Origin of the sequence: Azospirillum sp. A23, from assembly GCF_042938965.1 — a bacterium.
GTDB lineage: Bacteria > Pseudomonadota > Alphaproteobacteria > Azospirillales > Azospirillaceae > Azospirillum > Azospirillum melinis.
In genome coordinates this window covers 513,603-526,629 of record NZ_CP170667.1, presented here as the reverse complement: position 1 = coordinate 526,629, position 13,027 = coordinate 513,603, and the positions used below count along the sequence as shown (strand labels likewise).

11 protein-coding genes and 1 tRNA gene are annotated in these 13,027 nt (G+C 66.1%); 7 read left to right on the top strand and 5 right to left on the bottom strand.

What is annotated here, in order from left to right:
* The first annotated feature begins 207 nt into the window (after positions 1–207).
* Together ABNQ40_RS19810 and ABNQ40_RS19805 are read left to right on the top strand one after the other, a co-directional pair.
* The gene (locus tag ABNQ40_RS19810) at positions 208–2,217 is read left to right on the top strand and encodes a methyl-accepting chemotaxis protein (RefSeq protein ID WP_109051611.1); all 2,010 of its coding nucleotides are present in this window, start codon (positions 208–210) and stop codon (positions 2,215–2,217) included.
* Positions 2,218–2,377: 160 nt separating this feature from the next.
* A complete protein-coding gene (locus ABNQ40_RS19805) occupies positions 2,378–3,043 on the top strand; it encodes an elongation factor P hydroxylase (RefSeq protein ID WP_109051610.1) in 666 nt (221 codons plus the stop codon).
* Positions 3,044–3,125: 82 nt separating this feature from the next.
* Here ABNQ40_RS19805 and ABNQ40_RS19800 read toward each other — a convergent pair whose 3' ends face one another.
* The 4 genes from ABNQ40_RS19800 to ABNQ40_RS19785 form a co-directional block, all read right to left on the bottom strand.
* Positions 3,126–4,823, bottom strand: a complete 1,698-nt coding sequence (locus ABNQ40_RS19800) for a methyl-accepting chemotaxis protein (protein WP_109051609.1) — start codon at positions 4,821–4,823, stop codon at positions 3,126–3,128.
* 623 nt (positions 4,824–5,446) lie between these two features.
* Positions 5,447–6,391 carry an AEC family transporter gene (locus ABNQ40_RS19795; protein WP_109051608.1) on the bottom strand — a complete coding sequence of 315 codons (945 nt, stop codon included), beginning with the start codon at positions 6,389–6,391 and terminating at the stop codon, positions 5,447–5,449.
* Positions 6,392–6,475: 84 nt separating this feature from the next.
* Entirely contained in the window at positions 6,476–7,144 is a 669-nt protein-coding gene (locus ABNQ40_RS19790; protein ID WP_098739234.1) for an RraA family protein, read from the bottom strand.
* 836 nt (positions 7,145–7,980) lie between these two features.
* Positions 7,981–8,055 (bottom strand) — tRNA-Gly (locus ABNQ40_RS19785).
* A gap of 161 nt (positions 8,056–8,216) precedes the next feature.
* On the opposite strand from ABNQ40_RS19785, the gene ABNQ40_RS19780 reads away from it, so the two are divergent.
* The 5 genes from ABNQ40_RS19780 (at position 8,217) to ABNQ40_RS19760 (ending at position 11,289) form a co-directional block, all read left to right on the top strand.
* On the top strand, positions 8,217–8,777 hold the full coding sequence (locus ABNQ40_RS19780; RefSeq protein ID WP_109048127.1) for a prolyl-tRNA synthetase associated domain-containing protein: 561 nt from the start codon (positions 8,217–8,219) through the stop codon (positions 8,775–8,777).
* A 169-nt stretch (positions 8,778–8,946) separates the two neighbouring features.
* Positions 8,947–9,909 carry a co-chaperone YbbN gene (locus ABNQ40_RS19775; RefSeq protein WP_109048128.1) on the top strand — a complete coding sequence of 321 codons (963 nt, stop codon included), beginning with the start codon at positions 8,947–8,949 and terminating at the stop codon, positions 9,907–9,909.
* Between the two features lie 58 nt (positions 9,910–9,967).
* Positions 9,968–10,636, top strand: coding sequence for an LON peptidase substrate-binding domain-containing protein (locus ABNQ40_RS19770; protein ID WP_109048129.1), 669 nt, complete (start codon positions 9,968–9,970; stop codon positions 10,634–10,636).
* A gap of 27 nt (positions 10,637–10,663) precedes the next feature.
* Positions 10,664–10,894: a Trm112 family protein gene (locus ABNQ40_RS19765; protein WP_109048130.1), complete on the top strand. Its 231-nt coding sequence runs from the start codon at positions 10,664–10,666 to the stop codon at positions 10,892–10,894.
* Positions 10,891–11,289 (top strand): gamma-butyrobetaine hydroxylase-like domain-containing protein, encoded by a 399-nt coding sequence (locus tag ABNQ40_RS19760; RefSeq protein WP_109048131.1) that lies wholly within the window; start codon positions 10,891–10,893, stop codon positions 11,287–11,289. The genes ABNQ40_RS19765 and ABNQ40_RS19760 overlap by 4 nt, the downstream gene beginning before the upstream one ends.
* A 42-nt stretch (positions 11,290–11,331) precedes the next feature.
* On the opposite strand, the gene ABNQ40_RS19755 is transcribed toward ABNQ40_RS19760, so the two are convergent.
* Positions 11,332–12,861 carry a UbiD family decarboxylase gene (locus ABNQ40_RS19755; RefSeq protein WP_109048132.1) on the bottom strand — a complete coding sequence of 510 codons (1,530 nt, stop codon included), beginning with the start codon at positions 12,859–12,861 and terminating at the stop codon, positions 11,332–11,334.
* Positions 12,862–13,027 lie beyond the last annotated feature (166 nt).

The window sequence follows — 13,027 nt, the reverse complement described above, 5'->3', positions numbered from 1 at the left end:
AACATCCGGCGTTGCGGTTTATTCCAACGATGCCGAACGACTGCTTTCCCCTAGGTCATTCATGGGTCTCTTCGGTTATCGGCGCGCAAGGCCGGTCCATACCGGGGCATGTGGCATGCTTCCTGAAACCGGCCTTTTGGAACAGGTCGCTATCACTGACCTTTTCAGGTTCCGCGCAGTACCCCCGTGCCGATGGAGGCCCCGGCCATGAGCCTTTTCAATCGCTTTTCCGTAGGAACGAAGATCACGGCGGCCAGCGCCGGCATTCTGGTGTTCCTGGTGCTGATCGGCGGCATCGGCGTGGCGGCCCTGTCGGAGGTCGGCGGCGCGGTGGACACCTACCGGCAGCTCGGCCAGCAGACCAACGAGCTGGGACGCATCCAGGCCCTGATGCTGGAGATGCGCCAGCAGGCCACCCGCTTCCTGCTGACCGGGGATCCGGAGGTCGGCGCGACTGTCCGGCGCACGGCGCAGGAGGCGGCGCAGACCATCGACAAGACCCGCGCTTTGGTCACCGACCCTGCCCTGTTGCAGACCGCCGACCATATGGCGCAGGAGATCGCCCAATACCAGGAGGCCTTCGCCGCTGCGATGGATTTCCAGGCCCAGCGCAGCAAGGCCATCTCCGAACTGGACGAGATAGGCCCGCGGCTGGAAAGCGCGCTGGACAACATCATGGACAGCGCCAGCACCGGGGGCGATACCGACGCCGCCTATTTGGCAGGCATGGCGCTGCGCCACATGCTGTCGGCCCGCATTTCGGCGACCCGCTACAACATTGACGGCTCTCCGGCGCTGGCCAGCCAGACCCGGTCCCAGTTCACCGATGCCGCCAGCCGTGGCGGTGCCATGATGGCGAAGCTGACCGACATGGACCGCCGCAAGATGGCGATGTCCTACACCGCCATGCTGCGCGTCTACATCACCGGCTTCAACGGCGTGGTCAAGGCGACCACCGAACGTGACAGGCTGGTCAAGGAGGTGCTGATCCCCGTCGGCGACTCCATCGCCAAGGAGGCGGAGCAGCTGACGGTGGCGAGCGTCGACGCCCAGAAGAGCCTGGGCATGGCAACCGGCACCTTCATCGACAAGGCGCGCGGCGGGATGACGATCGCCTCCCTGATCGCGGTGGTGCTGGGGCTGGCGACGGCGCTGCTGATCGGCCGTGGGTTGTCGCGGCCGGTGGTGGCGATGACCGACCGCATGACCCGCCTGGCCGGTGGCGACCGCAGCGTCGACATTCCCGGCCTGCAGCGCGCCGACGAGATCGGCGGCATGGCCAAGGCCCTGCAGGTGTTCAAGGACAGCCTGATCGAGAGCGACCGGCTGGCCGAAGCCCAGCTCGCCGACCACGAGGCCCAGCGCAGCCGTGGCGAGCGCATCGACCGGCTGACCCAGGAGTTCGACCGGCTGGTGTTGCAGGCGCTGGGCCGGGTGTCGGCAGCGGCGACGCAGTTGCAGGCGACCGCCCAGACCATGTCGGCAACCGCGGAGCAGACCACCCGGCAGGCCGATGCGGTCGCCAACGCCTCGCTAGATGCGACCGGCAATGTGGAGACGGTGGCCGCCGCGACGGAGGAACTGACTGCCTCCATCGCCGAGATCGGCCGGCAGGTGGCGGAAAGCACCCGGATCGCCGGACAGGCGGTCGCCACCGCCGAGAAGACCGACGGCACCGTCCGCGGGCTGGTCGACGCCGCCCAGCGCATCGGCGAGGTGGTGCAGCTGATCAACGACATCGCCAGCCAGACCAACCTGCTGGCGCTGAACGCGACCATCGAGGCGGCTCGCGCCGGCGAGGCGGGCAAGGGCTTCGCCGTGGTGGCGTCGGAGGTGAAGAGCCTCGCCAGCCAGACCGCCAAGGCGACCGAGGAAATCGGCAGCCAGATTGCCGGTATCCAGGAAATCAGCCGGCAGGCGGCGGGCGCCATCGCCGAGATCGGCCGGGTGATCGCCGAGATCAACCACATCTCCACCACCATCGCCGCCGCGGTGGAGGAACAGGGTACCGCCACCAAGGAGATCAGCCGCAACGTCCAGCAGGCGGCGCGCGGCACGCAGCAGGTGTCCGGCAACATCGCCGGCGTGTCGGAAGCCGCGGCCTCCACCGGCGATGCCTCGCGCGAGGTGCTGACCGCCGCCGACGGGCTGAACCACGAGGCGACCGACCTGCGCGGCTTCGTGTCGCGCTTCCTGTCCGATATGCGCGCAGCGTAAGAAACCGCAACCATCCCAAGCGACACCGTGACAGTTATGGCGCCGGCAGGACCCGAAAAGACCGGGACTTGCCGGCGCCATTGTCTTGCCGGGCAGCCCTGCTGCTCTGCACGGTTACATTCCCCTTGCGCCGGGACGCCCCCTTGGGCACATAGGCCCCATGATCCTGACCCCCATCGCCATCGACGACATGCCGAAGGCCATCGCCGCCTTCGACGCCCATCTGGACGGCCATGCCCAAGCGCGCGCCGCCTTCCGCCGGATCGCCGCGACCTGGCCCGTGCGGCCGGACGACAAGCCGGGCGGTGGCGTCGACACACCGACCCACCGGGCGGACGCGGTGCGGCTGGCCCATGCCCATGGCATCGACACGCTGGACGAACCGCCCAGCCGCTCCTTCATGTGGGACGGCAAGGTGATCCGCACCGATGTCGAGGCGACGGTGATCGTGCATGAGGTGGCGCACTGGCTGTGCGCGGCGCCGGAGCGGCGGACGCTGATCGATTACGGCCTTGGCCCCGGTCCGGAGACCACCGCCCGCAAGGAGGCGCGCGCCGACAAGCGCCTGTGCTTCGAGGACTGCATGCATGAGGAGCAGCAGACGTCGCTGCTCGGCGTGCTGTGGGAGGTCGAGCTGGGCCAGCCGGGGATCCTGGCCTTCCTGGAACAGAACTGGATGGAGCATTGGGAGCGGTCGAGCACCGCCGCCTTCTTCATCCGCCATGCCGAGGAACTGTTCGCCCGCGGCCTGATCGACGCCGACGGCCGGCCGGCGACGGCACGCGACTGGGCGGATGCGCGCAAGAAGGTGCTGGAGAGCGTCTGACGCCTCAAAGAACCGGCAGCCAAAACGAGAAACGCCCTTTCCTGCACAATGCGGGAGAGGGCGTTTCTCGTTTTAACCCTCGCTATGCCGCGGTGATGCGGGTGATGAAGGCTTCGATCTCGTGGTCGAGACGGTTGAAGCTGCGCGACAGTTCTTCGGTCGTGTTCTGCACCGACCCGGCGGAATGGCCGGTGGTTTCGGCGGCCTGCTGGACCAGACGCATTTCCTGCATCACCGCCATGGTGTCGACGGCGGCGCGCTGGGACCGGGCGCTGATGTCGCGGGTGGCGGCGTCCTGCTCCTCCACCGCCGCGGCGACGGTGCCGAGGGACTCGTCGACCTGACGGATGGTGCCGACGATGGCGCGGATGGCGCCGACCGCCGCATGGGTCGCGGCCTGGACCGCAGCGATTTCGGCGCCGATCTCCTCGGTCGCCTTGGCGGTCTGGTTGGCGAGGCTCTTCACCTCCTGGGCCACCACGGCGAAACCCTTGCCGGCCTCGCCGGCGCGCGCCGCCTCGATGGTCGCGTTCAGCGCCAGCAGGTTGGTCTGGCCGGCGATGGACTGGATGAGGCCGACGACCTCTTCGATCTTGCGGCTGGCTTCGCTCAGCCCCTGGACGATGCTGTCGGTGCGGCCGGCCTCATCCACTGCGCCGCGGGCGAGCTGCGCCGACTGGCTGATGGAGCGGGTGATCTCGTCGATGGAGGCGCGGAGCTGCTCGGCGCCGGCGGCGACGCTTTCGACCTCACTGGTCGCCTCCTGCACCGAATGGGCGACGCTGTCGCTGTGGTGGCTGGTCTGCTTGGCGTTGTCGAGCATCGAGTTGGCTTCGTTGCGCATCGACGTCGCCGACCGCACGACCTCGCCCATCATTGCCTTGACCGACGCCTCCAGGTCGTTGGCGAGCGCCGTCATCGCCTGCCGCCGCTCCTGCTCGTTGCGCAGGCGCATCGCTTCCTGCTCCCGCGAGAGTTCCTGCACGCGGACGGCGTTTTCCTTGAAGACCTGAACCGTGCGGGCCATCTGGCCGATCTCGTCGCCGCGCTCCGCAGCGGGGATGTCCGCCTCCAGGTTGCCGCGGGCCAGTCGCTCCATCACGTCGGTCAGGCGCACGATCGGGCGGGCGATGTTCATGCCGATGAACAGTGCGACGCCGACCGTCACCAGCAGGGCCGCCGCGGCCACCGCCATGAAGGCCTGGGTGGTGTTGTCGACCGATGCGTTGACCGCGGCGTAGGCGTCGGTCGACACCTTGCGCTTGTAGGTCAGATAGTCGCGGCTGGTCCCCTGCAATCGGGTGTAGGCGGCCTGCACCTCCTGCAGGAAGTCCAGCGGATCGACGCCCATCTTCAGCAGGTCGAGGAAGCTGCCCACCTTCGCCAGATAGGTGGCGCTGTCGGCACCGAACCGCTCGAAGAACTTCGCCTCGTCGTCGGTGTCGGCGGTAGCGCCCTTCAGGGCCTCCGACTGGCTCTTCAGCTTGCCGAGCTGGTTGCCGAGGGCCTTCATCTCCTCTTCCACCGCCTTCGGCGAGGCGTTCGCGCTGCTGAGGATCACGGTCCGGTACATGCCGGCGTGGGCCACCGTCAGGGTATCGGTCAGCCCCTGGATTTCCGCTTCCCGGGTGAAGGAACGGTTGAACAGGGCGTCGAGCAGCGTCGACTGCTGGGTGATCGCCGACCAGCCGAGCAGCGCGATCACCAGCATGCCGATGATCGCCGTCGTCGCCGGAATGGCCATCTTGACGGGGATGTGGAAGTTGTTGAGGAGGGTCATGGGGCACCTGCGTCGGCCGGCTGTCCGTGGCGCGAACGATCCGGTATGGCATTGGGGCGGAGGAACGTGCGGCTGCCGCGCGACGCCGCTCCGGTCGATGAAACCCTGCGGGGACGGACTCCCGCGCCGGTTCCGGGAATGGCATCGACGCGGCCTGCCCGCCGGCACGGCCATCGCTGCGCCATCTCACCCGGAAAATCTTTTGCAATGATTAACGCACTTATTTTTGTACGAGTCTTTGATCTGACACAATCTACGCCGACTTTCTTCGGCATCGAAGCGTTCGGAGTCTTGACCATACTATGATATGCAACAGAAAAGACGGCTTTATTGTTATCCGGAACGAAACCGGCCAATTCCTGCCACCGAAGCGTCTGCTTATCATATTCCGTGTTCTGGAAGATCAAGACACAGCCTTGCCGATATCATGATGCTTAGAAATTCATACAATTAGAGGCTAACAGGATTTCGCTCGCCCATCAATGGTGAGAACGGCAGCCATACTGCCTCACACGGCATGGCGTGCGGCGCCGCCTCCCTCGGCATGGGTTGGCGAGCCATCAAGTAATTTCAGCGTATTGGCGGTCGTTCCGACAATTCCCGCAGACTGGTCCGACCCGGCATCAGCCTGCGGACGACACCATGAAGGCGATGGAAATCGACACCGGCGACAGCAGAGTGGAGATCAGCAGAGACATCGACACCACCTCGCGCCCGGCATTGTAGCGCTCCGCGAAAACATAGGCGTTGATGCCGATGGGCAAGGCCGCGGCGGTCACGGCCGGGGCGACCCACAGCGGCGGCAGGTCGAAAACCTGGGTGGCCAGCAGCCAGGTCAGCAGCGGGTGCAGCCCGGTCTTCAACAACGCCACCACGGTGGCCGGCAGCACCGCGCCCGAGGCCGGGCTGAGCGCCAGCGACGCCCCCAGCGTGAAGCAGGCGCAGGGAAGAACCGTCTGCGCCATCATGGTGAAGCTCTTCATCACCATGGGCGGGATCGCCAGATGGATCAAATTGGCGGCCAGCCCCAAAATAACCGATACCACCAGCGGGCTGGTCAACGTCGCCTTGGCGGCGTCCAGCGTCGCCTTCACCGGCCGCCCGGCCCGGCCGTTGCGCGCCGATCGCTGGGTTTCCGCCAGCATGGTGGCCGAGGTGAACAGCAGGGGCGATTGAAAGACGATCAGCAGCATCACCGGCACCGCCACGGTCGGCCCATAGGCCTCCATGATGATCGGCGATCCCAGCAGCGCGATGTTGGAAAAGGAGCTGGCAAGGCCGATGGGAGCGATCTGCTCCCGCCGGCCGGCCATCCGCATCCACAGCCCGCCGACCAGGAAGACCGCGACCGCCGCGATGTAGAAGGAACCCAGCACCGCCCATTCCAGCGGGTCCGGGATGTCCGCCCGCGCCATGTTGGAGAACAGCAGCGCCGGCAGCGCATAGATGCCGAGGAAACGGGAAAGCCCCTGGACCATCGCAGTGCTGAAGCCACGGTAGCGCGCCGCCCAGAAGCCAAGGGCGATCAGGCCGAACATCGGCAGGACGATCTGGAAAATCAGCGACATGGACGCGGCACCATGGGGGGGCGGGGTCGGCAACGGCCGACAATGCGGCCGACGATGCGGGGGCTTTCCTTTACACGGTTCCGCTCAGTCGGCGGGAACGATCTCCAGCGGCGGGACGCCCAGCACGTCCACCAGGGTCGCGCCGGCCTCGATCTGCTCGGTCCACTTGCGCTCACGCTCCAGCAGGGCGAGGCTCTGGGTCAGGGCGGCGTCGGCGAAGGCCAGCGGCACCACGACCACGCCGTCCTCGTCGCCCAGGATCAGGTCGCCGGGATTGACCGGGACGCCGCCGATTGCCGCGATGACGTCCATCTTGCCGCCGAAATTCTTGTGCGGGCCGCGGGCCACGGCACCCTTGGCGAAGACCGGCAGGCCCAGCCCGCGGATTTCGTGCAGGTCGCGGACCGAACCGTCGACAACCAGACCGCCCAGCGCACGCCGCTTGCAGCAGCGCACCACCCATTCGCCGGCCAGCGCCACGTCGTCCAGGCCGCCGCCGGCCACCACCACCACGTCACCCGGTTCCGCCAGGCTGACGGCGTGGTGAACCATGCTGTTGTCACCGGGCATGGTGACGACGGTGCGGGCCTGACCGCAGATGCGCATACCGGGGACCATCGGCTTGATCCGCGAATCCATGCTCTGACACCGGTTCATCGCGTCGGACGCGACGCTGCTGGGAACCGACGACCATTTGGCGAGGGCATCGGTGGACAGCCGGGGATAGTCGACGAGATAGCGCTGCATAGCCATGACGGTTTCCTTTCCTGGTATCTGGGTCTTGGTATCTGGGCTTCGTATCCGGGTCGGGAGGTCGGGGTCGAAGTCCGGAGAGGCGGAGGTCGCCAGAGGCCCCCGGTGAGGGACCGTCTCTCGATTCCGGCGAGGTTGGACGGAGGGGGGTGGAGCCGAACCGTGCTTTCAGCCATCCCGAATTCCTGCGCCGAATTCCTGCCGGAACCACGGCGGTGAAGCGGTGCCGGCCGAGCGAAGGTAAATGGCCGGAGCATCCTTTCACGGGAGTTTTTCTGAATTTTGACACGATTTTCCGCAGAGTGTCTTCGTTCGCCACAACCCCCGGAGCCTTAGACGCTACTTATTTAGATTTTGAAGTGTACATCCCTATGCGGTCATACGCAAGGAGGTTGACAATCTGTAAATACGTCATAGGAAATTCTGCATCCCCTTTCGGGCTATCTCAACTTGACACACAGCCAAAACGAGAAATTTCCGGAAAATTACAATGAACGCCGACAGCAGGCACAACTGCGGCCGTGCTGAACGGTCTTTTGCCGTAGCGGCGGGAACATCATGCCGTTTCAGCCTCACCATCCGCCTACAATTGTATGACGATCAGGCTTTGACTTGCCGCAATTGAAAGCTGAAAGAATGAGATGGATTGTCGATCCCGCGGATCGGCATCCGATGGTCGATCATCCCGCCCGGAGTTTTCCCCCACGGAGGGCTTGCGGACTGCTAGCCGGCAAGTCCGGATGGACGGGAAACAGGAGGGAGAAAATGCGAAAGGCCGGCACCCGAAGGTCCGGCCTTTTGAAATCGCATGCTCCAGCGTAAAGTCTGGAGGAAACTGGAGCGGGCGAAGGGATTCGAACCCTCGACCCCAACCTTGGCAAGGTTGTGCTCTACCCCTGAGCTACGCCCGCGCTCCATTCCATCGTCCGGCGTTTCATCGGTTCAGACCGTTGTCGCTGCCGTCCGGCGGTGTGCGGCGGACTATACTCATCGGCCGACGCAATGCAAGCGCCTTGTTTCAGTTTTTTTCACCGTCTGGACGATTTTCCGCGCGCCCGGTACAAGGGCTGTCATGGACACCGCATCGACCTCCCTTCCGGACGCCTCCCTTCCCGATGGGGACGCGCCGCTGCCGACCTCGCCGGATCAACTGCTGGCGCGGCTCGACGCGCTGGGCATCCAGGCGACCACGCACAGCCACCCGCCGCTGCACACGGTGGAGGAAAGCAAGGCCCTGCGTGGCGCCCTGCCCGGCGGCCATTGCAAGAACCTGTTCCTGAAGGACAAGAAGGACCAGCATTGGCTGGTGGTGGCGCTGGAGGATGCGAAAATCGACCTGAATCGGCTGGACAAGGCCATCGGGTCGGCGCGGCTGTCCTTCGCCTCGGCGGAGCGGCTTTGGCGCTTCCTCGGCATCCGGCCGGGATCGGTCACGCCCTTCTCGCTGGTCAATGATACCGGACACAAGGTGCGCGTGGTCCTGCAGCAGGCGATGATGGAGCATGACCTGCTGAACTATCACCCGCTGCTGAACGACCGCACCACCGCGATCCGGCGGGACGACCTGATGCGCTTCATCCGCGCCTGCGGTCACGAACCGGCAATCGTCGAGTTCGGCCGCACGCAGGAGTGACGGGCCGGCGCCTCTGCGCAGAGCCTGTCCACGCAATGCTTGCTTGAGCCGCCCTGCGCGCTCACATATGTCGCCAACGATGAGGATCCGGGCCGGCCGGATCGGCAACTCCATGGCCCACCGGGATGTCCTAATGGGCCAGGCATCACCAACGGGACCGAAACACGCCATGTTCTCCATGCCCCCCGCCAACGGGTCCAAGCCCGCCGCTCCCGCCGCCGGTTCCGCCGCCGGTGCCGCTGAGATCGTCAAGGACAGCACCGACCGCGCCTTCATGGCCGACGTGATCGAAGCCTCGCGCGACGTCCCGGTGATCGTCGATTTCTGGGCGCCCTGGTGCGGCCCCTGCAAGCAGCTGGGCCCGATCATCGAGAAGGTGGTGCGCGCCGCCAAGGGCGCGGTCCGCCTGGTGAAGATCGACACCGACGCCAACCCGATGATCGCCTCGCAGCTGCGCGTGCAGTCGATCCCGGCGGTCTATGCCTTCTTCCAGGGCCGTCCGGTCGACGGCTTCATGGGCGCCCTGCCCGAATCGCAGGTGAAGGCCTTCGTCGACAAGCTGGTGGCGCTGGCCAAGCAGGCCGGTGCCGGCGGCGGTGCCGACGACATGCTGGAGGAGGCCTTTGCCCAGGCCAAGGAGATGCTGGAGGGGGGCGACCTGCAGGGCGCACTCGACCTCTACAGCCAGATCCTGCAGGCCGAGCCGGAGAACGCCCAGGCCTATGCCGGCATCGTCCGCTGCCTGATCGCCGCCGGCGATCTGGAGAACGCCAAGCAGATGCTGGCCCAGGCCCCGGAAGCCATCGCCAAGGACAAGGAGCTGGCCAACGTCCGCGCCGCTCTCGACGTGGCGGAACAGGCCGCCAACGCCGGCCCGATCCCGGAGCTGATGGAAAAGGTCGCCCACGACCCGAACGACCATGCCTCGCGCTTCGACCTCGCCATGGCGCTGTTCGCCGCCGGCAAGCGTGAAGCGGCGGTGGACGAGCTGCTGGAGATCTTCAAGCGCGACCGGACTTGGAACGACGACGGCGCCCGCAAGCAGCTGGTGAAGTTCTTCGAGGCGTTCGGCCAGACCGACCCGCTGACGGTGAAGACCCGCCGCCGCCTGTCGACCATGATGTTCAGCTGACGCTTTTTCCGAAAAAAGGACGGCTGTTCCACCGGCGAAGGGGTTCTATCTGATTGGCATGACCAGAAACCCCTTCGACCCCGAGTTCAGCCAATTGCCGGCGATGATGCCGATCTTCCCGCTGGCCGGCGTCCTGCTGCTGCCGCGGGCGCGGCTGCCGCTGAACATCTTCGAGCCGCGCTATCTCGCCATGGTCGAGGATGCGCTGGGCAGCGGCCGCATGATCGGCATGATCCAGCCCCTCGACCCTGCCGGGCGGGAGCGCGAGCCGGCCGTCTATTCCTGCGGCTGCGCCGGCCGCATCACCAGCTTCGCCGAGACCGACGACGGCCGATGCCTCATCACCCTGACCGGGGTCGCCCGGTTCGAGATCGGGCGGGAGGTGGAGGGTGCGCGCGGCTATCGGCGGGTCGTCCCCGACTGGCGCCCCTTCCGCGCCGACCTGGAACCCGAGTCCTGCGGCGACATCGACCGCAACCGGCTGCTAGGCGCCCTGAAGACCTACTTCAGGGTCCAGGGCCTGTCGGTCGACTGGAAATCCATCGAATCGACGCTGGATGAACGGCTGGTCAACTCTCTGGCGATGATCTGCCCCTTCACGCCTGGTGAAAAACAGGCGCTGCTGGAGGCGCCGACCCTGGCGGAACGTGGGAAGCTCTTGATCGGGCTGGTCGAGATGGCCATTCTCGACAGCCATGACGGGGACGGCCCGCCGCCCAAGCACTGATTCCTTCCAATCACCACGAGACACGACATGGCGACGCCCGAGGACAAGAGCAGCGAAGCGAAAACCAACGCCCGCGTCGATCCGAAGCTGCTGGAGATCCTGGTCTGCCCGCTGACCAAGGGTCCGCTGCGTTATGACGCCGAGCGTGCGGAGCTGGTCAGCGAGCGCGCCGGTCTGGCTTATCCGATTCGCGACGGCATCCCGATCATGCTGATCGACGAGGCCCGCAGCCTGGACAAGGTGGGGGCGGCGCGATGAGTGCAGGCGCCGATACGGGCGATGGATTCGGCACGGTCCACTGGCCGACCGAGATCCGCCTGAAGAAGGAGGAGAAGCGGCTGGAGGTCGATTTCGACGACGGCCGGACCTTCTCCTACCCGGCGGAGTTCCTGCGCGTCGTCAGCCCGTCCGCCGAGGTGCAGGGCCACAACCCCAGCCAGAAGCAGACGGTGGCCGGTCGCCGCCATGTCGGCATCATGCGGTTGGAGCCGGTCGGCAATTACGCCATCCGCATCGTCTTCGACGACCTGCACGACAGCGGCATCTTCAGCTGGAAATACCTCTACGAGATCGGCATCGAACAGGAAGCGCTGTGGGCCGAGTATCTTGAAGAGTTGCAGTCCAAGGGCCTGAGCCGCGACCCGCGGCGCTGATGGACTCCCTCTCCCGACCCTGGCCGGGAGAGGGTGGCCCGCTCACTTCTTCCAGATCGGTTTCCCGCTGCCCGGCAGGCCGTACAGGTCCCATTTCCGGCTGACCGCCTCGACGACCTCGTCGGTCATGTGCAGCTTCTCGCCCCATTCACGCTTGGTTTCCGGCGGCCACTTGTTGGTGGCGTCCAGGCCAACCTTGCCGCCGAGCCCCGATTCCGGGCTGGCGAAGTCGAGATAGTCGATGGGCGTGCCTTCGATCACCGTGATGTCGCGGGCCGGATCCATGCGGGTGGAGATCGCCCACATCACGTCCTTCCAGTTCCGAGCGTCGATGTCGTCGTCCACGACGATCACCCACTTTGTGTACATGAACTGGCGCAGGAAGGACCAGACGCCCATCATCACCCGCTTGGCATGGCCGGGATAGGCCTTCTTCATGCTGACCACCGCGATGCGGTAGGAACAGCCTTCCGGCGGCAGCCAGAAATCGACGATCTCCGGAAACTGCTGGATCAGCAGCGGGATGAACACCTCGTTCAGCGCCTCGCCCAGCACCGACGGCTCGTCGGGCGGACGGCCGGTGAAGGTGGAGAGGTAGATCGGCTTGCGCCGCATCGTCATGGCGGTGACGGTGAAGACCGGGAAGGGCTCGACCGAATTGTAATAGCCGGTGTGGTCGCCGTACGGCCCCTCGTCGGCATACTCGTCCAGACTGACATGACCTTCCAGAACGATCTCCGCCTGGGCCGGCACCTTCAGCGGCACCGTCTTGCACTCCACCAGCTCCACCTTCTTGCCGCGCAGCAGGCCGGCGAACTGGTATTCCGACAGGGTGTCGGGCACCGGCGTCACCGCGGCCAGGATGGTGCCGGGATCGGCCCCCAGCACGACGGCGCAGGGCAGTGGCTCGCGCTTGCCGCCCTTCCTTTCTTGATGGGCAGCCCAGCGGTGATGGTGCTGGGCGCCGCCGCGGTGCTTTAGCCAGCGCATGATGGTCTTGTTCTTCCCCAGCACCTGCATGCGGTAGATGCCGAGGTTGAAGTCGTCTTCGCGCTTCCCCGTCGGCCCCTTGGTCACCACCAGCGGCCAGGTGATCAGCGGCGCCGGTTCGCCCGGCCAGCAGCTCTGCACCGGCAGGCGGCCGAGGTCGATGTCGTCGCCGGTCAGCACCACCTCCTGGCAGGGAGCCGAGCCGACCGTCTTCGGCTTCATCGACAGCACGGTCTTGGCGAGCGGGATCAGCTCCAGCGCCTCGCGGAAGCCGCCCGGCGGCTCCGGCTGCTTTAGGAAGGCCAGCGTCTCGCCGACGGCGCGCAGCTGGTGCGGCTCGCGGTCCATCCCCCAGGCGACCCGCTCCACCGTGCCGAACAGGTTGACCAGCACCGGCATCTCCGAGCGCGTGCCGTCGGCCTTGATGACGTTCTCGAACAGCACCGCCGGGCCGTTCTCGGCCAGCAGGCGGGTCTGGATCTCGGTCATCTCCAGCACGCTGGACACCGGCTCCTTCACCACCACCAGCCGCCCCGCCTTCTCCAGCCGGTCGATGAAGTCGCGCAACGAGGTGTAGGGCATCGCAGGGTGTCCAATGTGGTGGTGCGTCCGAAACGGACGATAACCTTCAACTCGGCGGCTGGTCCGTCAAGTGCGGTGGAGGCTGTTTCAAAAACAAAAGCCCCTCCCCCACCCACAGCGGACCAGCGGTCCGGGCAGGGGTGGGAAAGGGGCTTCGTCACATCTC